20 protein-coding genes and 1 pseudogene are annotated in these 22496 nt (G+C 68.8%); 9 read left to right on the top strand and 12 right to left on the bottom strand.

The genetic code is table 11. From position 1 onward, the window contains the following. Window positions 1-6 precede the first annotated feature (6 nt). Window positions 7-573 carry a ribosome maturation protein RimP gene (rimP, locus tag Q4F19_RS04460; protein WP_303540226.1) on the bottom strand — a complete coding sequence of 189 codons (567 nt, stop codon included), beginning with the start codon at window positions 571-573 and terminating at the stop codon, window positions 7-9. A 148-nt stretch (window positions 574-721) separates the two neighbouring features. On the opposite strand from rimP, the gene Q4F19_RS04455 reads away from it, so the two are divergent. Next, on the top strand, window positions 722-1939 hold the full coding sequence (locus tag Q4F19_RS04455; protein ID WP_303540225.1) for a PQQ-dependent sugar dehydrogenase: 1218 nt from the start codon (window positions 722-724) through the stop codon (window positions 1937-1939). A 22-nt stretch (window positions 1940-1961) separates the two neighbouring features. Here Q4F19_RS04455 and Q4F19_RS04450 read toward each other — a convergent pair whose 3' ends face one another. From Q4F19_RS04450 to Q4F19_RS04430, 5 genes and pseudogenes are all read right to left on the bottom strand, one after another. Further along, a complete protein-coding gene (locus Q4F19_RS04450) occupies window positions 1962-2663 on the bottom strand; it encodes a class I SAM-dependent methyltransferase (RefSeq protein WP_303540224.1) in 702 nt (233 codons plus the stop codon). Window positions 2664-2689: 26 nt separating this feature from the next. Next, on the bottom strand, window positions 2690-3817 hold the full coding sequence (gene prfB / locus Q4F19_RS04445; protein ID WP_303540222.1) for a peptide chain release factor 2: 1128 nt from the start codon (window positions 3815-3817) through the stop codon (window positions 2690-2692). A gap of 167 nt (window positions 3818-3984) precedes the next feature. Then, window positions 3985-6453 carry a penicillin-binding protein 1A gene (locus tag Q4F19_RS04440; RefSeq protein WP_431312363.1) on the bottom strand — a complete coding sequence of 823 codons (2469 nt, stop codon included), beginning with the start codon at window positions 6451-6453 and terminating at the stop codon, window positions 3985-3987. Window positions 6454-6474: 21 nt separating this feature from the next. Beyond that, a complete protein-coding gene (locus Q4F19_RS04435) occupies window positions 6475-7218 on the bottom strand; it encodes a class I SAM-dependent methyltransferase (protein WP_303540220.1) in 744 nt (247 codons plus the stop codon). Further along, window positions 7218-8033, bottom strand: a pseudogene (locus Q4F19_RS04430) (N-acetylmuramoyl-L-alanine amidase family protein); the annotation flags it as partial. The gene Q4F19_RS04435 and the pseudogene Q4F19_RS04430, both read right to left, overlap by 1 nt. Before the next feature lie 480 nt (window positions 8034-8513). On the opposite strand from Q4F19_RS04430, the gene Q4F19_RS04425 reads away from it, so the two are divergent. From Q4F19_RS04425 to Q4F19_RS04415, 3 genes are all read left to right on the top strand, one after another. Continuing rightward, window positions 8514-11201, top strand: coding sequence for an Rne/Rng family ribonuclease (locus Q4F19_RS04425; protein WP_303540218.1), 2688 nt, complete (start codon window positions 8514-8516; stop codon window positions 11199-11201). 70 nt (window positions 11202-11271) lie between these two features. Continuing rightward, window positions 11272-12642: a M48 family metalloprotease gene (locus Q4F19_RS04420; RefSeq protein ID WP_303540216.1), complete on the top strand. Its 1371-nt coding sequence runs from the start codon at window positions 11272-11274 to the stop codon at window positions 12640-12642. After that, window positions 12639-13376 carry a DsbA family protein gene (locus tag Q4F19_RS04415; protein ID WP_303540214.1) on the top strand — a complete coding sequence of 246 codons (738 nt, stop codon included), beginning with the start codon at window positions 12639-12641 and terminating at the stop codon, window positions 13374-13376. The genes Q4F19_RS04420 and Q4F19_RS04415 overlap by 4 nt, the downstream gene beginning before the upstream one ends. On the opposite strand, the gene Q4F19_RS04410 is transcribed toward Q4F19_RS04415, so the two are convergent. After that, window positions 13377-14735, bottom strand: a complete 1359-nt coding sequence (locus Q4F19_RS04410; RefSeq protein ID WP_303540212.1) for a sugar transferase — start codon at window positions 14733-14735, stop codon at window positions 13377-13379. It lies immediately after the preceding gene. A 248-nt stretch (window positions 14736-14983) separates the two neighbouring features. Here Q4F19_RS04410 and Q4F19_RS04405 point away from each other — a divergent pair, with 248 nt between their 5' ends. Genes Q4F19_RS04405 through Q4F19_RS04395 form a run of 3 tightly spaced genes read left to right on the top strand, consistent with a single transcriptional unit; the run spans window position 14984 to window position 16388 of the window. After that, entirely contained in the window at window positions 14984-15520 is a 537-nt protein-coding gene (locus Q4F19_RS04405; RefSeq protein ID WP_303540210.1) for a hypothetical protein, read from the top strand. Between the two features lie 8 nt (window positions 15521-15528). Next, window positions 15529-15966 (top strand): hypothetical protein, encoded by a 438-nt coding sequence (locus Q4F19_RS04400; protein WP_303540208.1) that lies wholly within the window; start codon window positions 15529-15531, stop codon window positions 15964-15966. Then, window positions 15963-16388, top strand: coding sequence for a hypothetical protein (locus Q4F19_RS04395; protein WP_303540207.1), 426 nt, complete (start codon window positions 15963-15965; stop codon window positions 16386-16388). Before Q4F19_RS04400 ends, Q4F19_RS04395 begins: the two co-directional genes overlap by 4 nt. Here Q4F19_RS04395 and gspD read toward each other — a convergent pair. The 5 genes from gspD to gspG form a co-directional block, all read right to left on the bottom strand. Next, on the bottom strand, window positions 16382-18475 hold the full coding sequence (gene gspD, locus Q4F19_RS04390) for a type II secretion system secretin GspD (RefSeq protein WP_303540206.1): 2094 nt from the start codon (window positions 18473-18475) through the stop codon (window positions 16382-16384). The two genes, Q4F19_RS04395 and gspD, sit on opposite strands and share 7 nt — an antisense overlap. A gap of 9 nt (window positions 18476-18484) precedes the next feature. Then, complete coding sequence (locus Q4F19_RS04385; protein ID WP_303540205.1) at window positions 18485-19264, bottom strand: type II secretion system protein N; 780 nt, start codon at window positions 19262-19264, stop codon at window positions 18485-18487. Beyond that, the gene (gene gspI / locus Q4F19_RS04380) at window positions 19261-19728 is read right to left on the bottom strand and encodes a type II secretion system minor pseudopilin GspI (protein WP_303540203.1); all 468 of its coding nucleotides are present in this window, start codon (window positions 19726-19728) and stop codon (window positions 19261-19263) included. The genes Q4F19_RS04385 and gspI overlap by 4 nt, the downstream gene beginning before the upstream one ends. Further along, window positions 19725-20174, bottom strand: coding sequence for a prepilin-type N-terminal cleavage/methylation domain-containing protein (locus Q4F19_RS04375; RefSeq protein ID WP_303540201.1), 450 nt, complete (start codon window positions 20172-20174; stop codon window positions 19725-19727). The genes gspI and Q4F19_RS04375 overlap by 4 nt, the downstream gene beginning before the upstream one ends. Before the next feature lie 135 nt (window positions 20175-20309). Further along, a complete protein-coding gene (gene gspG / locus Q4F19_RS04370) occupies window positions 20310-20783 on the bottom strand; it encodes a type II secretion system major pseudopilin GspG (RefSeq protein ID WP_303540200.1) in 474 nt (157 codons plus the stop codon). A 35-nt stretch (window positions 20784-20818) separates the two neighbouring features. Between gspG and gspL the strand changes: the two genes are divergently transcribed. Next, the gene (gspL, locus tag Q4F19_RS04365; protein ID WP_303540199.1) at window positions 20819-21946 is read left to right on the top strand and encodes a type II secretion system protein GspL; all 1128 of its coding nucleotides are present in this window, start codon (window positions 20819-20821) and stop codon (window positions 21944-21946) included. Further along, window positions 21943-22431: a type II secretion system protein GspM gene (gspM, locus tag Q4F19_RS04360; protein WP_303540197.1), complete on the top strand. Its 489-nt coding sequence runs from the start codon at window positions 21943-21945 to the stop codon at window positions 22429-22431. Before gspL ends, gspM begins: the two co-directional genes overlap by 4 nt. The last annotated feature ends 65 nt before the right edge of the window (window positions 22432-22496 follow it).

Genomic DNA, 22496 nt, shown 5'->3' with positions numbered 1-22496 from the left:
GTACGGTTACCCTTCCTGTGAAATCGTGTCGGCGTCGGTGTCGTTGGCGACGCCCGTTTCGATGATCTTGTCCGCGCCTTCCGTGGAGAGCGGGGCGGTGGCCTTGATGAGTGCGTCGGTCAGAATGAGCTTGGCATTGGCGATCTGGCCGAAGGGGATCGAAACCTCGCCGACGCGCTCGGCATAGATGACGACATTGTCGCCCTCGACGCCCGAAAGCGTCGCGTCGAACTGCTTGCGGCCTTCGAGCGGCTCGGCGAGGCGGATGCGCGCCTCGTAACCCGCCCAGTCGATGAAATCCTTGAGGCGGGTCAGCGGGCGATCGATGCCCGGCGAGGAGACTTCCAGCCGGTAGGCCTCCTCGATCGGATCGGCGGCATCCAGCACGTCGGACACGCGCCGCGACAGGTTCTCACAATCTGAGAGATCGAGCTGCCGCGTATCGGGCCGCTCGGCCATGATCTGCAGCACTGGATCGGATTTTCCGCCATACAAAGCGACGCGCACGAGATCGAAGCCCAGGGCCTTGGCCTCGGGCTCGATCAGCTTGGCGATCGTCGTAATGTCGGTCATGGGTTCTCGAGACGTTTGGATGCACCGGCCCGTGCCGGAACCTGGCGGCACCGGCCTCTCCAGAGTTTCCAATGTCGAGGGGACATTGGCCATATAGACCTGCCGCGGGCCTCCGGCAAGCGGCACGAGATTCATCGGAAGGACAAGCATGCGAATTCAGTTCCTGGCTCCCATGATCGCATTCGCGGTTGCCGCGCCGGCCTGCGCGCAGATCAATGCCGGCGGCATCGCCGCGACCAAGCCGCCATTCGAGGTGACGGAGGTCGCCCAGATCAACATGCCGTGGCGCATCGCCTTCCTGCCCGACGCGCGGATGCTGATCACCGAGAAGCCGGGCGGCTTGTGGATCGTCACCCAGAAGGGCGCCAAGACCCGTGTGGACGGTACGCCGCCGGTCCTGTTCAAGGGGCAGGCGGGAATGCTCGGCGTGTTCGTCTCGCCGCATTATGCGCAGGATCGCTTCATCTATCTGACCTATTCGGAGCCGGGCGATGGCGGCGCCAGCCTCGCGGTCGCGCGGACCCGGATCGTCGAATCGGCGGGGACCGCCAAGCTGGAAGGCTTGAAGGTCATCTGGCGCGAACTGCCCAAGGGCTCGGGCGGTCAATATGGCGGCATCATCGCCTTCGCGCCGGACGGCAAGACGATGTTCCTCACGGTCGGCGATCGCCAGCGCTTCTGGCCGGCGCAGGATCCGAACAGCGAGTTGGGCAAGATCCTGCATCTGACGCTCGACGGCAAGCCAGCCCCCGGCAATCCCGGCGCGGGCAAGACAGGCCCGCAGACTATTCCCCTCTACGAATCGATCAACGATCGGCCGACGCCCGAGGCGGCGGTCAAGACGATGGTGAAGTTGGGCAAGCCCAATATCGCGCCGTCCGAAATCTGGGCGTCGGGTATCCGGACGCCTTATGGCCTCACGTTCGACAAGAAGGGGCGGCTGTGGGAGCTCGAGCATGGCCCCCGCGGCGGCGACGAGCTCAACCTGATCGAGCAGGGCAAGAATTACGGCTGGCCGCTCGTCTCCTACGGGATGAACTATGGCGGCACGCCGATCCCGCACCCGGACACGCGGCCTGATCTCACCAAGCCGCTCGTATATTGGGTGCCGGTCATCGCGCCCGGCGGCTTCGCCTTTTACGACGGTGCGATGTTCCCGGAGTGGAGCGGATCGGCGTTGATCGCGGGGCTGGCCGGCAAGTCGATCAGCCGCGTCACCTTCGACGACAAGGGCGGTGCAACGCCGGCGGAGCGCTGGGACCTCGGCAAGCGCATCCGCGACGTCGCCGTCGCGCCCGACGGCGCGCTGTGGGCGATCGAGGATGCCTATCCCGGCGCGGTGATGCGGATCACGCCGAAGCGGTGACGCTTTGCCCGCTCCCGCGAGGTCAGGGCCTGCAGGGCCGGATCGTGGCGGGGGCGGGGGCCTCGCCTGCCGCCTCGAACATTGCCAGATAGCCGCCGGCTTCGGGCATGTCCCGGCGATCGACGGACCGATATCCTGCCGTCGCAAGTTCGCAGGCCAGCAATCGCGGCGGCGTGCCGTGACGCGCGGTCGGACGGTCGGCATCGACGATGACGATCCGTCCGCCGGGCTTCAGCGCGGGGCGCAGCCGCCAGAGCAGGCCGTAGGGCTGCGATATCTCGTGATACATGTGGACGAGAAAGATGCGGTCGAAGTGGCCGGCGGGCAGCTTCGCGTCGTCGGGTGCGCCCTGGATGAGCTCGACATTCTCGATCCTGGCGTCGCGCAGACGACGGCGCAGCGCCGACACGTAGCTCGGCACGATATCCTCGGCGAAGACTTTTCCCTGCGCGCCGACCGCCTTCGACAGCGCCAGCGTGTAATAGCCTTCGCCGGCGCCGATATCCGCCACGGTCATGCCCGGCCGTACCCCCGCTGCCCCGATGACGGCCATGCTTTCGCCGGCGCGCTCGCGATCAGCCTCGTTGGACCATGCGGCGGAGACGATGCCGGCTACGGGCCGATCGGGTAGCGGAAAGCCTGCGGCGTCGCGGGTCGGCGGTATCGTGGTCCGGCCGCAGGCGGCGAGGAGCAGCGCCGCGCCGATTCCGAGCGCCTTGCCCATAAGCGCGACGTAGGGGCGGTCAGGCCTCAATCCACATCCTCGACATCCACCGTCTCGCCGCTCACGCGCTGCGACAAAGCCGCCGCCATGAACTTGTCGAGATCGCCGTCCAGCACGTCCGACGGGGCGGTCGACGTCACGCCGGTGCGCAGATCCTTCACGAGCTGATAGGGCTGAAGGACATAGGACCGGATCTGGTGACCCCAGCCGATGTCGGTCTTGGTCGCATTCTCGGCGCTGGCGACCGCCTCGCGCTCGGCCAGCTCGCGCTCGTAGAGGCGCGCGCGGAGCTGGTTATAGGCCTCGGCCTTGTTCTTGTGCTGCGAGCGCTGGTTCTGGCACTGGACGACGATGCCGGTCGGAATGTGCGTGATGCGCACCGCGGAATCGGTCGTGTTGATGTGCTGGCCGCCGGCGCCCGACGCGCGATAGGTATCGATCCGCAGATCGCTCTCGTTGTAGCTGACGTCGATATCGTCATCGATCTCGGGATAGACCCAGACCGACGAGAAGCTCGTGTGGCGCCGCGCGGCGCTGTCATAAGGGCTGATGCGAACGAGGCGGTGGACGCCGCTCTCCGTCTTGGCATAGCCGTAGGCATTCTCGCCCTTCAGCAGCAAGGTAGCGGACTTGATCCCCGCCTGCTCGCCCGCATGATAGTCGATCAGCTCCACCTTCATGCCGCGCCGCTCGGCCCAGCGCGTGTACATGCGCTGGAGCATCTCGGCCCAATCCTGGCTCTCGGTGCCGCCCGCGCCGGCATTGATCTCGATATAGCTGTTATTGGCGTCGGCCTCGCCGGCCAGCAGCGCCTTGATCTTGTCGGTCTCGGCACGCTCGGACAGCGCGGCGAGCGACGCCACGCCCTCATCGACGAGCGCCTCGTCGCCCTCGGCCTCCGCCATGTCCATCAGCTCGATCGTGTCGTCGCGCTCCTGGCTGATCGTCTTGACCGCGCCGATCGCTTCGTCGAGCCGGCGGCGCTCCTGCATCACCGCCTGCGCCTGCTTGGGATCGTCCCAGAGCTTGGGATCCTCGACGCGGTTGTTCAGCTCGTCGAGCCGGCGCAGCGCGCGGTCCCAATCGAGGAAGCGGCGGACCAGCGCCATTGCGGCGTCGATCTGGTCGATATGGGCTTGCGCTTCGGCGCGCATGATAGTCGGTCCTCACAAAGATCCGTTCGCTTCGAGCGAAGGTTCGAGCTTGTCGAGAACCGAAGTCGAGAAGGCTGCGAACCGCCTCAGGAAAGGGTTCTCGACGGGCGCATCTCGACTTCGCTCGATGCTGCTCGAACCGAACGGGTAAAACTGGTGGAGCGCATCTAGTAGATGCCCCCCTCCCGCTGCAAGAAGTCGCTGTCGGAGCGCACCTTCTGGGTCGGCTTGGCGATGATGGGCTCAGGCTTGCCGATCGCGCGGCGCGGCTCGCTCTCGGGCTTGAACGCTTCCCAGATGATCGCGGGCTTATATTCTGCCGGATCGGGCCAGCCGCTGAACACCTTCTTGCCCGTCCGGCGATCGATGCGGACCATGCGGATACCCGCGGGCGCCTTGAAGGGCACGACGGGCATGTCCTTCATTGCGACCGCGGCGAACTGGCGGAAGATCGGGGCTGCGATCGTACCGCCCTGGGCATAGCCGCCGAGCGGCCGCGGGCGATCATAGCCGAGATAGACGCCGCCGACGAGATCAGCCGATCCGCCCGCAAACCACACGCTCGTCGGGCCGCTGTTCGTGCCGGTCTTGCCGAACATCGGCCGGCCGAGATCGCGCAGCACGGTCGCCGTGCCGCGCAGCACGACGCCCTCCATGATGTGGACCATCTGATAGGCGCTCATCGCGTCCAGCACCTGCGCGCCGCGCAGTGCCGGGCGCGGCATCGCGCCGCCATTCCAGTCCTTGGCGTTGCAGCCTTCGCAGGGTCGCGTGTCGGCACGCCAGATGACCTTGCCGTGGCGATCCTGGACATAATCGATCAACGTCGGCTTCAGGCTGCGGCCCTGATTGGCGAGCATCGCATAAGCGTTGGTCAGGCGCAGCACCGTCGTCTCGCCGGCGCCGAGCGAATAGGCGATATAGGGCGGGTAATCGCCGACCCCCATCGCCTTGGCGAGCGCGACGACCTTGTCCATGCCCGTCTGCGTCGCGGCGCGCACCGTCATCAGGTTGCGCGACTGCTCGACGCCCCAGCGCATCGTCTGCGGGCCGGCATAGCCGCCGGTGAAGTTCTTGAAGCACTTCGTCCCGAGCGAGGCGGTCTGGAACACGCAGAAGGGCGCGTCCTGGATGATCGAGGCGGGCGTCATCCCGCCCTCGAGCGCCGCGGAATAGACGATCGGCTTGAACGAGGAGCCGGGCTGGCGCAGCGCCTGCGTCGCGCGGTTGAACGGCTCGCGCGGATCGAAGCCGCCCTGCATCGCCAGCACCTGGCCGGTATGCGGATTCTCGGCGACGAAGCCGCCCGAGACGACCGGGATCGATCGCAGCGTCCAGGCATCGCCTGATCGCGCTACGAGGACGACGTCGCCCGCCTTCAGGAAATCGAAGGCGCGCCCGCCGACGCCGCGCTTGGGCTGCGCCGCGCCCCAGGTCGGCAGCTTGCCTTCGCTGCCGTCCATGAAGCCGATCGTCGCCGCACCATCGGATTTGGCGAGGACCACGGCGGCGCGCCATTCGGCGAGACCGGTGCGCGGATTAAGCTTGCGGAGCGCGGCCTGCCAGCCGGGACCGGCATCGATCGCACCGAGGCGCCCGCGCCAGCCGCCGCCCGAATCATAGCGAAGCAGGCCCTGGCGCAGCGCCTGCTCGGCGGCTTTCTGCATCACCGGGTTGAGCGAAGTGCGGACCCATAGGCCGCCCGTATAGACGCCGTGATTGCCCTTCTCGTCGGTCTCGCCGTAGCGGTCCATCAGCTCGCGGCGGACCTCTTCCATGAAGTGGCCTTCGAACTGGCGCTCCTCGTCGCGGCGCGCGTCGGAACGCGGCACGGCGCCCAATGGCGCGGCGTTTGCGGCCGCTTCCTGCTCGGCGGTGATGTAGCCGTTGGCGTGCATCTCGCGCAGGACATAGGCGCGACGCTCCCTGGCGCGGTCCTCGTGGCGATCGGGATCGTAATTGGACGGCGCCTTGGGCAGGATCGCGAGATAGGCGGTCTCGGGGAGCGTCAGCTGATCGACGTCCTTGTCGAAATAGGCGCGCGCCGCGGACTGCACGCCATACGCGTTCCGGCCGAGGAAGATCTGGTTGAGGTACAGTTCGAGGATCTGTTCCTTGGTCAGCACCTGCTCGATGCGGACCGCGAGGACGGCCTCGCGGATCTTGCGCGACGGCGAATATTCGTCGCCGATCAGGAGATTCTTCGCGAGCTGCTGGGTGATCGTCGAGCCGCCATGCGCGCGTTCTCCCGATCCGTACTTCGTCACATATTCGAAGACGCCGTTGAGGAAGGTCAGAGGGTTGACGCCCTTGTGGCGGAAGAAGGTCTTGTCCTCGGCCGAGATGAACGCCTCGATCAGCGGCTTGGGCAGTTCATCGAAGCCGAGCTCGACGCGCCGCTCGCGCGCGAAGCTGTAGACGGGCGTCCCGTCGATCGAGCGGACGTTGGTCGGGAGAGGCGGCTCGTAGGCCAGGAGTGCGTCGGTCGAGGGCAGGCCGCGCACGAACAGGAACCAGAAGATGATCCAGCCCGCGACGAGCAGCCCCAGCGAGGCCAGCAGCCAGCGGACCCACCTCTTGCCCAGATAGGGCGAGAGGCGGGACGTGCCGCCACCACGCTTCAGCGCGATCCTCACGCGTCCCGCCTCCGGCCGCTCTTACTTCGGCTTCTTGAAGCGATAGACGAACTGATCGGTCTTGCCGCGCAGCGACGGATCGAAGACCTTCAGATCATGCTTGTCGGCCGGATTGGCGAGGACCTTGGTCTCGCCATCGAAGACGAAGCCCGCGGCGATCACCTCGGCCTTCACCGTCGCCGGATCGATCCGGTGGGTGGTGCCCGTATCGGCCAGGCCGGAACCGGCGGGCGCGACATGATCGAGCACGACATAGACGCCGCCGGGCTTGAGGCCGGCATAGACGATCCGATTGTACGCGACGACATCGATCCCGGTCATGTTGTGCAGATCGTGATAATTTTGCGAGGTCCAGACGACGTCGGCGAGCATGCCGGGCGGGTTCGGCGCCATCAGCGGACTGTGGATGACGACGACATTCGAGCGGCCCGCGGCGAAGGCGTTGGCGCGCTCCAGCGCGGCCTGGCTCTTCACGAGCATTTCATCGGGCACATAGGCGATGACCTTGCCCTTGGGGCCGACGACGTCGGAGAAGAGGCGCGTGAAATAGCCGGCGCCGGGCAGGATATCGACGACGGTCATGCCGGCCTTCACGCCCGCGAACTTCAGCATCTCGGCCGGCTTGCGATCGGCGTCGCGATCCTTGTCGGCCTGCGGGCGATCCTTGTCGGCAACGGCAGCCGGAATCGAAGTCTGCGCCATCGCCGGCGCGAGCGCGGCGGTGGAGAGGAGAAAGGCGGCTCCCAGACGGTGCACAAGTTTCATCACATATCCTCCCTGTCTTCGGCGCGCTCGATGCGCTGCCGGGCGAAATGGGCCTCGATCGCACGCCGGACCCCGGTCGCGATCTTGCCCCGATAGCTGGTCGAGGTCAGCAGCGCGAGGTCATCGTCGTTCGAAATATAGCCGGTCTCGAGCAGCACCGAGGGGACGTCCGGCGCCTTCAGTACCATCAGCCCCGCATATTTGTGAAAGTCGGGCTTGAGGCTGATGAGCGGCGAGAGCTCGCGCTGGACGAGCGACGCGAAGGCCGAGGAGACGTTCATCGTCTCGCGCTGGGCAAGATCGATCAGGATCGAGGAGACGTCGCTCGTCTCGCGGCTGAGATCGACCCCGTTGATCACGTCCGCCTTGTTCTCGCGCGCCGCCAGCGCGGCCGAGACGCGGTCCGAGGAGGTCTCGGACAGCGTATAGATGCTGGCGCCGCGCGCATTGGCGCTCGGCGCGCTATCGCAATGGACCGAGATGAACAGATCGGCGCGCAGCCGGCGGGCGATCTCGCGCCGTTCGGCGAGGACGAGGAAGCGGTCGTCCGAGCGGGTGAGCGCGACGCGGACCTTGCCGGACTCGACGAGCTCGTCGCGGATCGCCTTGGCGATGCCGAGCGCGACATCCTTCTCGTGCGTGTCGCCGTCGGACGATGAAGAGCCTGGGTCGTGGCCGCCATGACCGGCATCGATCACGACGAGCGGCAGGCTCGCCTTGGCGGGGCCGAGGACGGGCGGCAGCCTGAAGCGGGACGGGCGCGGCGGGATATCGGCGACCGCGCGGTTGGGCGGCGCGGCGGCGACGGCGGGCGCGGCCACCAGACAGGCGAGGGCGATCAGAATGGCGCGCACGGCGGGCGCTCTACCGGAGGATGAGCCACAAGGGAATCCGTGCGCGGGATGGGGCGGCGGCGGGCCGGTCGTAGGGTTTCCCGGGCTCCGGAGCGTCCCTTGCCGATGCGACGGGTCGATGCTAGCTAAGTCCCGTCCGATCCGTGGCGAACCTCGCCCCGCATCCGGACGCACCGGCGCTCAGAAGCGCCGGTCCCCAGTCAGGTTGAAGCCGCATGAGCCATCTTTCCCTCCTGTCCGACGTCGCGAAGGCCGACGCGGGCGAGGGCGTCTCCGGAGCGCATCGCGCTCCGGGTGGCCGTGCCGCAGAGGCGTTTTTTACCACCATTTCTTTCAACATATGTCACGGCATCGCCGCCCTCAGCGCCACCGGCGCTCCCGGCGCGACACCGTCGATTCGCGCCGCGCGAATAGACCGCAGCGGCGCCCGGAGATTTTTACATGAGCATGCGTATGCTGATCGACGCCCGCCACCGGGAGGAAACCCGCGTGGCCGTCGTCAAGGGAAACCGCGTCGAGGAATTTGATTTCGAATCCGAAGAGCACAAGCAGCTCAAGGGCAATATCTATCTCGCCAAGGTGACGCGCGTGGAGCCATCGCTCCAGGCGGCCTTCATCGATTATGGCGGCAACCGTCACGGCTTCCTCGCCTTTTCGGAAATCCACCCCGATTATTACCAGATCCCCAAGGAGGATCGCGACGCGCTCCTCCGCGAGGAGGCCGAGCATGCCGCCGAGGAAGAAGCGCTCCGCGCGCGCGACGGCGGCTATGACGACGATGACGACGACGATGTCGAGCAGGTCGAGCGGCTGGACGATGACGGCGGGCGCGAGACGCTGGACGCCGCCGAGGATTATGACGCCGACGGCGAGGGTGAAGGCGAAGCGCCGCGCCCGACCTCGGCCGGTGCCGACGACAATGCGGCGGTAGAGTCGCTGCGCAAGCGGCGCGAGAACCTGCGCCGCCGCTACAAGATTCAGGACGTCATCCGGCGCCGCCAGGTGCTGCTCGTCCAGGTCGTGAAGGAAGAGCGCGGCAACAAGGGCGCGGCGCTGACGACCTATCTGAGCCTGGCCGGCCGCTATTGCGTGCTGATGCCCAACACCAGCAACGGCGGCGGCATCTCGCGCAAGATCTCCAATGTCGGCGATCGCAAGCGCCTGAAGTCGATCCTCGCCGATCTCGCTCTGCCGAACACGATGGGCTGCATCGTCCGCACCGCGGGCCTCCAGCGCACGAAGCAGGAGATCCGCCGCGACTTCGATTATCTCGCGCGCCTCTGGGACGAGATCCGCGAAAAGACCCTGTCCTCGTCGGCACCCGCCGAAATCTATCGCGACAGCGACCTGATCAAGCGCGCGATCCGCGACATCTACAACAAGGATATCGACGAGGTCATCGTCGAGGGCGAGGAAGGCTATCGCGCCGCGCGCAGCTTCATGAAGCTGCTGATGCCGACGCATGCTCGGAAGATCCTCCCCTATCAGGATGCGGTTCCGCTGTTCCAGCGTCACGGCGTCGAGGATCAGCTGGCGGCGATGTACCAGCCGGTCGTCCAGCTGAAGTCCGGCGGCTATCTCGTGATCAACCCGACCGAGGCGCTCGTCTCGATCGACATCAATTCGGGCCGCTCGACGCGCGAGCATAATATCGAGCAGACCGCGACCGCGACCAACCTGGAAGCCGCGCACGAGATTGCGCGCCAGCTGCGCCTGCGCGACATGGCCGGGCTCGTCGTGATCGATTTCATCGACATGGAAAATTCCGGCAACAACCGGAAGGTGGAGCGCGCGATGAAGGACGCGCTCAAGAGCGACCGCGCGCGCATCCAGGTCGGCCGCATCTCCGGCTTCGGCCTGTTCGAGATGAGCCGCCAGCGCCTGCGCACGGGCATGCTGGAGGCCTCGACCCGCGTCTGCCACCATTGCGAGGGCACGGGCTTCATCCGCACCGCCAGCTCGTCCGGCCTGCAGGCGATCCGCCTGCTCGAGGAAGAGGCCGCGCGCGGCCGCGGCAGCCAGATCCGCCTGCGCGCCAGCCAGGAAGCGGCGCTCTACGTGCTCAACCGCAAGCGCCCCGAACTGGCCGAGATGGAGGAGCGCTACGGCGTCACCATCGACATCGTCAGCGACGGCACGCCGGAGGGCGCGCGGATGACGGTGGAATCGGGCGGCCCGCCGCCCGCTTATGCGCCGCGCCTGCCCGCGCCGATGATCATCGAGCCGGACGACGAGGACGAGTTCCTCGAGGAGATGGACGAGGCCGACGAGTTCGAGCCCGAGGCGGAAGCCGAGGGCGAGCGTCGCGAGCGCCCCGAACGTGCGCCACGGGAAGCGCGCGAGGAGGGTGGCGAGAGCGGGGACGTTCGCCGTCGCCGTCGCCGCCGTCGTCGGCGTGGCGGTCGCCGCGAGGACGGCACCGAGCCGACCGCCGAGGAACTGCAGGAAGATCGCGCTGCCGACGCCGCAGAGGCGGCTGAAGCCGGCACGAGCGAGCCCGCCGCTGAGGCGGAGGCCGAAGCCGCCGGGATCGGTGTCGAGAGCGAAGGCGGTCCGCGTCGCGGCCGCCGTGGTCGCCGTGGCGGCCGTCGTGGCGCTTCGCGCGAGCAGGAGGCTGTGAGCGAGACCGAGGCGCTGCCCGTGTCCGAAGACGAGGTTGCGGCCGAGCCCGAACTCGCGATCGAAGCCGCTCCGGACGCACCCGAGGCGGAAGCCGAGGCGCCACCCGCGCGCAATCGCCGGCGCGGTCGTGGCCGCAAGGCCGAGGCCGAGCTGGCGCCGAGCGAGGTCGAGGCGGCGCCGATCGCCCCCGAGCCTGCCGCCGAGGCGCCGGTCGCCGAGCCGATCGCCGAGGAGGCTGCTCCGGCGCCGCGCCGTCGTCGCCGCGCGCGCGCAGCGGATGTCGTCGAGGCCCCGGTTGCCGACGCGCCCGTCGCCGACGAGCCGGTCGTCGAGGCGCCTGCGAAGGCGCCGCGCCGTCGCCGCGCGGCGGCCGCAACCGCCGTCGTCGAGCCGATCGCAGAGCCCGAAGCGGTTGTCGAAGCGGAGGCTGAGCCTTCCGCCGACACGACCGACGCTGCGGAAGGCGGCCCCCGCCGTGGCTGGTGGCAGCGCACCTTCGGCGCCTGACGCCGCCGGTCGCATGACCGGACCGGTGTCTTCAGACGGGGTTCAGCGTCGCGGAGCGAAGGGTCGGGCGATGGTTCGCCTGGCTCGTTCGCTCCGCATCGCGCTCGCCGGGCTGGTCTGCCTGCTGCTGGTCGTCGAGCCCGCCATGGCGCAATCGGTGTTGCGCGATGCCGAGACGGAGAGCTTTCTCGAGGAAATCTCGACGGGCATGGCCAAATCGGCGGGGCTCTCGCCCGGCGCGCTGAAGCTGGTGCTGGTCGGCGACAATTCGATCAATGCCTTCGTCGCGGGCGGCCAGATCATCTACATCAATTCAGGCACGATCGAGCAGTCCGACAATTATAACGAGCTGCAGGGCGTGATCGCGCACGAGCTCGGCCATATCGAGGGCGGCGATGCGGTGCGCACCGGCGTCGCTGCGGCCTCGGCGATGCGCGTCACCCTGCTCTCGCTGCTGCTCGGCGCGGCGGCGATGGCGGCGGGCGCGCCCGAGGCGGGCATGGCGGCGATGATGGCCGGGCAGAGCGCGGCCGAGGGCAAATTCATGGCCTATAGCCGCCAGCAGGAGGGCAGCGCCGACGCCTCCGCGGTGCGCCACCTCACCGATGCGCATCTCTCGGGCAAGGGGATGGTGACCTTCTTCGCCAAGCTGCGGCGCGAGGAATATCGGCTCACCCCCAGCTTCACGAAGATCGACACTTATGACGTCGATCACCCGATGACCGACGATCGCGAGCGCTTCCTGCGCGATACCTTGTCCGCCGAGCCTTATTGGAATCAGCCGCTCGATCCCGCGCTGCAGGCGCGCTTCCTGCGGATCAAGGGCAAGCTGATCGGCTATATGGACGATCCCGATCTGGTGCTGCGCAAATATCCCGAGAGCGACCAGAGCCCGGCGGCGATGTATGCGCGATCCTATGCGTGGCATCGCGGCGCCTATCCTGAGCGCGCGGTGCAGGAGATCGACCGGCTCGTCGCGACCGCGCCGCACGATCCCTATCTGCTGGAGCTCAAAGGCCAGATATTGCTCGAATCGGGCAAGCCGGTGCTTGCGATTCCGCCGCTGCGCGAGGCCACGGCGCGTTCGGGTAGCAACCCGCTCATCTCCTCGACGCTCGGGCATGCGCTGGTCGCGACCGACGATCCGGCCAATCTCGCCGAAGCCTCGAAGGTGCTCAAGGTCGCGGTCCAGCGCGACAATGAAAATCCGTTCGCCTGGTACAATTTGGGGCTCGTCTATTCGAAGCTGGGGGACGAGCCGCGCGCGGCCTTGGCCTCGGCCGAGAAGTTCGGGCTGGAGGGCAATCCGGTGCAGGCGATGCGCAGCGCGGAAATGGCGATGCGCGGCATTCCGGTCGGCACGCCCGATTATCTCCGCGCGCAGGACATCGCGCTGACCGCGCGCGACGAAGCGCAGAACAAGAAGGGAAAGCGTCGGTGACGCGCAGACAGGGAATGTTGATGGCGGGCGCGGCGGGGCTGATCGGCCTTGCCGGCGGCGCCGTGGGGACGCGGGCTCTGGCCGAGCAGGCAGGCGCGCCGGTTGCGAACAGGGCCGCGATCGAGGCGATCGTCCACGATTATATCCTCGCGCATCCCGAGATCATCCCCGAGGCGATGCAGAAATTGCAGTCGCGCGAAAATGCCAAGGCGATCGATGCGGACCGCGCCGCGCTGGAGAAGCCGTTCGGCAGCGCCTGGGCGGGGAGCCAGAGTCCGAAGATCACGCTCGTGATGTTCAGCGATTATAGCTGCGGCTATTGCCGGGCGAGCGTCGGCGACGTCGCGCGGCTGCTCGCCGAGAACCCCGATCTCAAGGTCGTGTGGCGCGAGATTCCCGTGCTGGGCCCCGACAGCGTGTCTGCCGCACGTGTCGCGCTCGCCGCGGCCAAGCAGGGGCGATATCTGCCGCTCCACAAGGGGCTGTTCGCGGCCGGGCGTCCCGATGCGGCGACGATCGCGAAGGTCGCGGCTGCGGCGGGGCTCGATGCGGGCCAGCTCGCCCGTGCGGGCAAAAGCGAGGACGTGACCGCCGAGATCGCCTCGAACATGGCGCTGGCCGGGCGGCTTGGCGTCAGCGGCACGCCGGCCTTCGTGATCGGCGGGGAATTTTTCAGCGGCGCGGTCGGCTACGAGGCGCTCGCCAAGGCGGTCGTCGACGCGCGCAAGTCCTGATCAATAAGCGTTGGGGTGGACGAGCACCCTGAGCGTTCCGGCCAGGATCGAGATGTCGCGCCAGATCGTCCAGCCCGCGAGATATTCGAGATCGGCGTTGAGCCGGTCCGCGAGATCCTTGGCCTGGGGCGTCGCGCCGCGATAGCCGCGGATCTGGGCGAGACCGGTGAGCCCGGGCTTCAGCGCGTGGCGATGCCAGTAGCGCTCGTCGACCTCCCAGAAGAGCGCGTTCCCCGCAAGGCTGCCCAGCGCATGCGGGCGCGGGCCGACCAGGCTCATCTCGCCGCGCAGCACGTTGAACAATTGAGGCAGCTCGTCGATCGAGGTCGCGCGAATGAAGCGCCCGATCTTCGTGATGCGATCGTCATTGCGCGACGCGGAGCGGTTGCCCGCGCGATCGGTGAGATCGTTCCGCATGCTGCGGAACTTGTACATCAGGAAGATCCGGTTGCCCCGGCCGATGCGCGGCTGGCGGAACAGGATCGGCCCGCTGCTGTCCATCTTGACCGCGACCGCGACCGCCAGCAGCAAAGGCGAGAGGAACAGCAAGGCGGGCAGGGTGATGGCGAGATCCAGCACCCGCTTCGTGAAGCGGCGGCTGAGATCGAGCGGCGCGCAGGCGACCGCCAGCGTATAATGGCCCGACAGGCTGCCGATGCCGATCGGCGCGATCGTATCGAGATCGTCCGAGAGGATATAGCCGTTGACGCTGGAGCCCTTCAGCAGCAGCGACCAGACCAGCCGTCGCTCGGGCGGGCAGGCGATGACGACGCGATCGACGCCGTAGAGCTGCCCCGCGAGCCGATCCAGCATGTGCGGATCGCGCAGATCGGGGTGGAGGTTGGCGGTCGCGGCATCGACGACGATCATGTTCGGCGGGGCGGGCAGATCGACCCCGTCGCGGATCATCAGATCGTAGAACAGATGCATGCCCGTGCGGCGGCGGATATAGGCCGCGCAGAGCAGGCGTCCTCCCGCGAGCGTGCCGAAGGTGGAGACGAGCGCCACGCCCGATGCCATGCGCGACAGCTCGGTGCCGGCCTTCATGTAGAAGGCGATGAACAGCACGGCGAAGACCGCGAAGACATAAGCGAGGATCGCGCGGGACAGGCCGCTATTGACGTCTGACAGCGTATCCGCGCCGAACGCATCGCTATTGATCGCGATGCCCACATAGAGAGGCAGGACAGCGGCGAAGAGGCTCACGCCGGGATCGGCCCACAGATCCCCGAACCGGATCAAATTGCCCGCCAGGCATCCGCCGAAGATTGCCAGGCAATCGACGACGAGCACGAGCAGGCACAGGCGCAGGCGGAGCGACTGGAGATCGGACGGGACGTGGGACCGCGAGGATCGCATGCGCTTCTTTGGTTTCGGTATCGGCGAATCGAGCATCGTCACACGCGCGTGTGCATTGCCGGTCGCAGGGGCGCCGCCGGGCGTGTCTTATCGATGCTCCCTGCTGTCGCCGGCCCCGTCACCTGATCTACCCTGCCACCATCGTTCCCGGCACCGCCGTCGCGGCCAGCCGACGCCCCCACGCGTATCTTGATCTCTATTCGGAACTTTTGCGCGAAAAGCCATTAAACAATTGTATCCCACCCGGCATGACAGCGCCGAATCCTCTACGGGACAAGCCGTATTTGACGCCGTCGGCCAGTCTCGTCGATCGGGTCGTCGCGCGATTTCGATCGCTGCGTGCGCGCGAGGCGACGATCGGGGCACGCCGGCACGCGGCCGCATGGCAGATCCTGCTCGTCGCGGGGCTCGCGGCGGCGATCATCACCGGCGGCGCGCTCTGGCAGGCGGCGGCGGCGCGAGCCGAGACGCATGCGCTGCTCGCGCAAAGCGAGGCGGTGGCGCGCGATCGGGAGCGGGTCGCGGCGTTGGCGAAGACCTTGGCACTGCCGCCGCTGGATGCGACGCTGGCGGCGCTGCGCGCGCATCTGCCTCCCGATGTCCGCCTCGCCGAGGCTGCGCGGGACGAAGATGGCGGCCTCGAGATCGCGATCGACGCGCCCGATCCGGATGCGCTGCGCGCCGCGCTCGCGGCCGATGCCTGGCTCGCCGGCTTTCGCGAGCGCGGACAGGCGGCGCGCGACGACGGCACGATCCGGGTGCGGCTGGCGGGCAAAGCGGAATGAGGCGCTCGTTGCTCGGGATCGCCGTGTTTCTCGGGCTGGTGCTGTTCGCCGGCTGGGCGGTGTCCGCGCGCGACGCCGCCTGGCGCGAGCGTGTGCGGGTGCTGGCCGCCGTCCGGCCGGTCGCGCTGCGAACCGCGGATGGCGCGGGGCTCGTCGCGCGGGACCAGGCTTCGGCGTCGACATTGCTCGTCCGGCTGATCGCGGACCGCGGCTCGACGGTGGGCCTGCGGCTGTCGGTGCGGTCGCTGCCGGCGCCGCCCGCGCCCGGCTTTGCCGCAGTCGATTTCGACGCGAGGGGGCCAGAGGCGCAGCTCATCGCGCTCGCCCGCGCGATCGAGGGCGAGCGCCCGGCGATGCGCCTCGTGCGCTGGGCGATCCGGCCGGTGGCAGGCGGCGCGCTTCGGCTGGAGGCGCGCGCGGTGGCGCCGATCGAGTTTCGCCGATGAGGCGCTCAGTGGATTCGGCCGTGCAGGTCGTCGCCTGCGTTTTGAGCCTGATCACGGTCATGTGGCTGCTCGGGGAGCGGCCCCCGGCACCCGCGATCGGATCCACACCGGTCGTGGCGGTCCGTTTCGCCCCGGTCACCGCGGGCGACCCTTTGCGCGAGCCGCTCTTCGCCGATTCCCGGCTGGACGCTTCCCCTACGAAAACGACGGCAGGCCCCCCACAGCTCGTCGGCATCGTCGGTCGGTTGTCGGCGCCGCTCGTGATGGTGCGTGTGGGCGAAGGCGCGATCCGGACGATCGCACCGGGCGAGACGATCGACGGCTGGACGCTCGCAGGCGTCGCTGCCGATCGCGCCTTCTTCAAGCGTGGCAAGGACGAGCGCGTGGCGGTCCTGCCGGCGCGCGACGAGCCGCCTCAGTAAACCCCGGACAGCTCCAGGCTCAGCCGCGCCTTGGGCGGATCGAGCAGCAGGCTGGAGCGATCGTCGAGCTGCGCCTCGGCGCTGCGAACGCGCGCATATTTGGCCGCCGAGACGCTCGCGACCTGCGTCGCGGTGCGCAGGATCGTCGGGCGCAGGAACACGAACAGGGTCCGGCGGGTCTGCTGGAGCTGGCGGCTCTTGAAGGCATTGCCGATGATCGGGATGTCGCCGAGCACGGGCACCTGGCTCTTCGTGTTGGTGCGGTCGTCCGAGATGAGCCCCCCCAGCACGATCGTCTGGCCATCATCGGCAAGCACGGTCGTCTGGATCGAGCGGCGGTTGGTGACGAGATCGGCCGCGCCGGTGACCGCGCCGACGAGCGACGAGACTTCCTGGCTCACGTCGAGGCGGACGACGTCGCCTTCGTGGACGCGCGGGATGATGCGGAGCGTCAGGCCGACATCCTTGCGCTCGATCGTGGTAAAGGGCGTGACGGAATTGCCTGTGTCGGTCGTGTAGCTGCCGGTGCGGAAGGGCACGTTCTGGCCGACGACGATCTCGGCGGCCTGATTGTCGAGCGTCGTCACGCTCGGCGTAGAGAGCAGATTGGCCTTGGTCGAGCTGCCGAGCGCTTGGACGAGCAGCTGGAAATTGTCGCCGCTGGAGATGGCGCCGGTGAAGCCCGAAGCCGATGCGAGCGTGCCGATCGGCGTGCCCAGAGCGGTCAGGATCGAGGTGAGCGGGGTGGCGATGTTCGAGAAGGAGCTGACCGCGCCGTCGATGCCGGGCAGGCCGTTGCCCGCGCCGAACTGGATGCCGAGCGCCTCGGCGGTATCGGCGGTGACCTCGACGATCGCCGCCTCGATCATCACCTGCGGGCGGCGGACATCGAGCTGATCGATCAAGGGCTGGATCTGCGCGAGCGCGGCTGGCGTGCCGCGCACGACGATCGCATTGAGTTCGGGCGCGGACTGGACGGCGAGATCGGGGGTCGAGAAGCCGGTCGACTTGGCAGACTGGCTGCTGCCGAGACTCTGCGCCATCGCCCCCAGGGTGCCGGACGAGGATTGCGAGCCGAGCGCGCTCGCCACGTCGCCGATGCTCGTGCCGTTCGATCCGGTCGGAAGGCTGCCGGTCGTGCCCGTGCCGGTATTGCCCGCGCCGATGCTGTTGATGCTGTTGCCGAAGCGGCTGGTAGACAAGGTCTGCGCGACCGGATTGGCGGATTGCGTCTGCCCGCCCATCAGGCCGGACAGGACCGCGGTAACCGATTCGGCATCGGCATTGCGCAGGCGGAAGACGCGCGTCGTCGGGCTCGCGCCGCCGGGGCGGTCCATCCGCTCGGCCATGCGGCGCGCCTCGGCGACGGCGCGCGCGTCGCCGCGGACGAGGAGGAGGTTGCTGCGCTCGTCGATCGCGATGCGCGGGCTCGTGTCGCCTTCGCCCCAGAGCGTCTTGAGCGCGGCGCCGACATCCTTGGCGCTCGCGACCTGGAGCGCGATCGATTCGAAGGCGGGTCCGCGCCCGCCGTCGAGCGCGGCGGCAAGCCGCTCGATCCGCGCGATATTGTCGGCATAATCGGTGACGACGATCGCATTGGGGCTGGTCAGCGGCTCGATGCTGCCGAACTGGGCAACGAGCGGGCGGAACACGCGTGCGGCGGTCTCGGGCGAGACGTTGCGCAGGCGGATCAGGCGGCTCGTGACCTGCCCGCTCGCGCCGGAGCCGGGCGCCTCGCGGACGGCCTCGGCCTGCGGGACGATCCGCCAGGCGCGCCCCGAACGCACCGCGGCGAAGCCGTGGACGCGCAGCACCGACTGGAACAATTCCCACACGCCATCCGCGGTCAGCGGCATCGCCGAGGTGACGTTGACCGTGCCGCGCACCTGCGGATCGAGGATCAGGGTCCGGCCGGTGAGGCGCGAAATCTGCTCGGCGACGGCGGCGATCTCGATATCGTGCATGTTGACGACGATGTCGCCGGGGCGGCTGTTGGGCACGGCGGGCACGGGCACCGACGGGGGCGTCTGCGCGGCGAGCGGGCCGGCGAGCGCGGCGATCAGGAGAAGAGGGCGGCGAAAGGTCACATGCGGGCCTTAGCGGAGGGGAACGGAAAGCGTGAGGGGCTGGCCAGCGCGGACGAGATCGACGCGCGCGGTGCCGTTGGTGAAGGCGGTCTGGAGCGCGGCCGGATTGGTCATCAGCTCGGCCATCGCCATGCCGTTGACGCGCTGGACGACGTCGCCGGGGGCGAGGCCGGCCATCTTCATCTGCAGGCTGGGGGTATTGACGTGGAAGCCATCGGCGGCGGGCGTCGCGCCGAGGCCGGCGAGCAGGGTCTGGGGATTGGCGGCCGGGGCGGGGCCGCTCGGGCCGGGCGGTGGCGAGGGCGCAGGTGGCGCGACCGAGACGGTGGGCGCGCTCGTCGCGGCGGTCGCAGGCCCGGTTCCGGCGCGGTCGGGGAAAGCGAGCAGGCGGCGATCGCTCCCGGTGGCGATGACGACATGATCGGCGGCGATCTCGTCGATCGTGCCGCCCGCGACCTGACTGCCCGTGTAGAAGGCGACCGGGGTCGCACCGCCGACGGAGATCAGGGCCGAGGAGGCCGAGCGCGGCACGGCCAGCAGGATGCCGCGCAGGATCACATTGGTATCGGCCGCGCCCGCGATCGGGGCGGCGGTGCCGAAGGGTGAGAGGCCGACGAGCGTGGCAATGTCGGGCGGCGGGGCGGGGCGCGCGGCGACGGGGGTTGCGCCGAGGCGCTGGCCCGGATCGCCGAGCAGCCGCCACGTCGTGCCCGCGAGCGCGACGCCGACCGAGGCGGCGACGAGCGCGGTGAAGAGATTGGCGCCGAGCCTGGCCTGGCGCGGGGTCATCGATGCGTGCCCGTATCGACGAAGCCGCGCAGGCGAACCAGCGGTGCGCCGTTCGCGGGCGACACCGCGACCTCGACGAGGCTGAGATCGGGATCGGCGCTTGCTCGCGAGGTCGTCGCGACCCGCCATGGCTGCCCCAGCATCTCGATTGGCCCTTCCCCCGAGCCCGGACTGTCGCCCGCGAGCGCCATCTCCGCAAGCCTGTTCTCGGCGATCCAGCGCGCGGCGGTGCGGCGTTCGATGCCGGTCACCGTATCGATGTGGCGCTCGGTCGCGCCGATCAGCCCGGCGGCGGCGATGGCGACGATCGCGAGCGCGACGAGCGCCTCGATCAGGGTGAAACCTGCCTGCGGTTCCCCTCCCCGTTCGTCCTGAGCGAAGTCGAAGGACGTGCCGTTAGCGGCACGCTCGTGGTCCGTGCTTCGACTTCGCTCAGCACGAACGCAGCAGGGGCGGTAGCTCATGTCGCGGCATCCGGTTCGGCGGTGGCGTTGACGCCGTCGAAGCGGACGCGCCAGGCTTCATCGCGGGCCTTCAGATGCGCATCCAAAGTCGCGCCGCCGCCGTCGCCGCCGATCAGCAGCGGGTGCGCGCCGGCGGCATCGAGGCTGAGGCCGGCGGGGAGTTTGTGCGGCTCCAGCGCGGGGGTGCGGCTGGCGACCCAAGCCGTGCCGTTCCAGCCGAGGAAGCGATAGCCGCGCGCATCCCAGTCGATCGCCAAGGGCGTATCGGTGACCATCGTCTCGTCGGCGGCGAGCGCGAGGCGGGTGGCGAGGCGGCGCGCCTCTGCCTGCGCGCCCCCGCCGCCCGAGCGGCCGACCGCGAGCACGACCGCGCCCGCCATCACGCCGATCATCGCGAGGACGATGAGCATTTCGACGAGGGTGAGGCCGGCTTCATGCGCTCCCACCCGCTCATCCTGAGGAGCCGCTGAGCTTCTCGAAGCGGCGTCTCGAAGGACCGGCACCGACAGTGACCGTCCTTCGAGACGGGCCTTCGCCAGGCTCAGTCCCTCCTCAGGTTGAGCGGGAGGGCACGATCGCATCTAGTTGCTCGAAAGCTTGATGTCGGCGGCGAGGCCGTCGCCGCCGGGCTTGGCGTCCTTGCCGTTGCTGGCGAGATCGAAGCCTGCGCCGTCCGCGCCGGGGCTGGCATAGATATACGGATCGCCCCACGGATCGACGGGCAATTTGTCGAGATAGGCGCCGGCCGCATAATTGCGCGGGGCGGGTTCGCCGCCGGGCTTGCTGACCAAAGCGGCGAGGCCCTGCGCGGTGGTCGGGTAATCGCCATTGTCGAGGCGGTACATCTTCAGCGCGGCGGAGATCGAGCGCAGGTCGCTTTGCGCGACGGTGACGCGGGCCTGATCGGGGCGGCCGATGATGTTGGGCACGATCAGCGCCGCGACCAGCGCGATGATCGCGAGGACGACGATCATCTCGACCAGGGTGAGGCCCTGCTCGCCATTCGGGGCGAGATGCGACACTTCGGTTGCGGAGCCGCTTGGTTTCATTCTCATCGTCTCTACTATAGCCCGGTCTTATGCGAAGGCCATTGTCCCTGCGGCCGAACGACGCCAGCCTCGCCCCGGAGAATACCGGCGCGGGCATCTGGACGATCGACGGCGACAGTCTCGTGAATCTCGAGCGATTCGATGTCGGGCCCGCGATCGTGCTGCTGCCCGCCGAGGAGGTGCTGCTGCTGAGCGTGAGCCTGCCGATCGCCAATCAGCGACGCCGGCTGGAGACCTTGCCCTTCGCGATCGAGGACCGGATCGCGCAGCCGATCGGCGACGTGCATGCGGCGCTCGGCGCGGAACTGGCGGCGCAGACCTATCTCGCTGGGATCGTATCGCACGAGCGGATGCGGGCATGCGTCGCGCTGCTCGCCGAATTCGGGCTGGAGCAGGCGGCTCTGATACCGGACGTGCTGGGTCTGCCCGTGCCGCCGCCGGGCGCATGGAGCCTTGATATCGCCGCGGGGCGGGCCTTGGTGCGCGTCGAGGACGGGACGGGCTTCGCGCTGCCCGTCGAAAATCTGGCGACGGCGTGGGCGGCTGCCGGGAGGCCGCGCGCGCTTTCTTATGGCGAGGCGTCGCCGAGCGAGATTCCGGCCGAGCCCGCCAGTTATGAAGAGGATGCGCTCGCGGCGCGGCTGACGCGGCCCGCGCTCGATCTGCGGCAGGGGCTTTATGCCGCGCCGCGCCGCGCGGTCTCGCCGCTGTGGCAGCGGATCGCGATGGTCGCGGCGGCCGGGGCGCTCGCGCATGCCGCGATCGCGGGGGTTGATACGATCGCCGTCCAGCATATCGCCTCGGTCAAGGCGGGCGAGATGCGCGGTATCGTCCAGCAGATCGCGCCGGGCGCGGTAATCGGCGACGATGTCGCGGCGAGCGCGGCGGAGATATTGCCCGCGAACGGCGCGGGGCCGTCGAGCTTCCTGCCTCTGTTTGGTCGCGTCGGCGCGGCGCTGAAGCCGCTGGGATCGGCGGTGCGGATGCACGCCATCTCCTATGACGGCAGCGCGAACACGATGAGCATCGAGGTGGAGGCGGCGACGATCGAGGGGCTGCAGCAGATCGGATCGGCGCTGACCGCGGCGGGGATCCAGGCGCAGGCGGGCGCGGCGAGCCAGAGCGACGGCAAGGCGGTCGGCGCGTTCCTGATCCGGGGGACGGCATGAAGCTCGGTAGTCTGGCGCCGTGGTGGGACCGGGGCACCCTGTGGTGGTCGGGGCGGTCGCAGCGCGAGCAGGTTTTGCTGGGCGTGCTCGCGGCGCTCGGCACGCTGGCGATCCTGATGGCTCTGGTCGTGCGGCCGCTGGAGACGGCGCGCGCGCAGGCGACCGCGGATATCCGGACCTACGACATGCTGGCGATGCGGCTGCGCGCGGCGGGGCCGGGGATGGCGGGTGCGGCGGCGCGCCACGGTCCGCCGGCGGGGATCGTCGCAGCAAGCGCGGGGGCGACGGGCGTGACCGTCCAGCGCGTGGAGCCCGAGAGTGGGCGGCTGACGGTGGTGCTCGCCGATGCGCCGTTCGATGCGGTGCTGCGCTTCGTCGCCGATCTGGAGCGCACGAGCAGCCTGCGCGTCGGCGAGGCACGGATCGAGGCGAGCGCGACCGGGCCGGGGCTGGTGACGGCGCGTTTCGTGCTGGCGGGCGGATGATGATGATCATTCCGACCGTTCGTGCTGAGCTTGTCGAAGCACTGCCCTGCTTCTCGTCCGTCGGC

Source organism: Sphingomonas natans (genome assembly GCF_030546695.1).
GTDB lineage: Bacteria > Pseudomonadota > Alphaproteobacteria > Sphingomonadales > Sphingomonadaceae > Sphingomonas_I > Sphingomonas_I natans.
The sequence above is the reverse complement of the archived record's forward strand: the minus strand, read 5'-3'. Positions and strand labels throughout refer to the sequence as shown.

Coding starts and splice junctions, on each gene's coding strand:
- Q4F19_RS04455 (WP_303540225.1), top strand. CDS start 722: ATGCGAATTCAGTTCCTGGCTCCCATGATCGCATTCGCGGTTGCCGCG.
- Q4F19_RS04385 (WP_303540205.1), bottom strand. CDS start 19,264: ATGACCCCGCGCCAGGCCAGGCTCGGCGCCAATCTCTTCACCGCGCTC.
- gspI (WP_303540203.1), bottom strand. CDS start 19,728: ATGAGCTACCGCCCCTGCTGCGTTCGTGCTGAGCGAAGTCGAAGCACG.
- Q4F19_RS04395 (WP_303540207.1), top strand. CDS start 15,963: ATGAGGCGCTCAGTGGATTCGGCCGTGCAGGTCGTCGCCTGCGTTTTG.
- gspG (WP_303540200.1), bottom strand. CDS start 20,783: ATGAGAATGAAACCAAGCGGCTCCGCAACCGAAGTGTCGCATCTCGCC.
- rimP (WP_303540226.1), bottom strand. CDS start 573: ATGACCGACATTACGACGATCGCCAAGCTGATCGAGCCCGAGGCCAAG.
- Q4F19_RS04410 (WP_303540212.1), bottom strand. CDS start 14,735: ATGCGATCCTCGCGGTCCCACGTCCCGTCCGATCTCCAGTCGCTCCGC.
- Q4F19_RS04435 (WP_303540220.1), bottom strand. CDS start 7,218: ATGAAACTTGTGCACCGTCTGGGAGCCGCCTTTCTCCTCTCCACCGCC.
- Q4F19_RS04405 (WP_303540210.1), top strand. CDS start 14,984: ATGACAGCGCCGAATCCTCTACGGGACAAGCCGTATTTGACGCCGTCG.
- Q4F19_RS04425 (WP_303540218.1), top strand. CDS start 8,514: ATGAGCATGCGTATGCTGATCGACGCCCGCCACCGGGAGGAAACCCGC.
- gspM (WP_303540197.1), top strand. CDS start 21,943: ATGAAGCTCGGTAGTCTGGCGCCGTGGTGGGACCGGGGCACCCTGTGG.
- prfB (WP_303540222.1), bottom strand. CDS start 3,817: ATGCGCGCCGAAGCGCAAGCCCATATCGACCAGATCGACGCCGCAATG.
- Q4F19_RS04450 (WP_303540224.1), bottom strand. CDS start 2,663: ATGGGCAAGGCGCTCGGAATCGGCGCGGCGCTGCTCCTCGCCGCCTGC.
- Q4F19_RS04420 (WP_303540216.1), top strand. CDS start 11,272: ATGGTTCGCCTGGCTCGTTCGCTCCGCATCGCGCTCGCCGGGCTGGTC.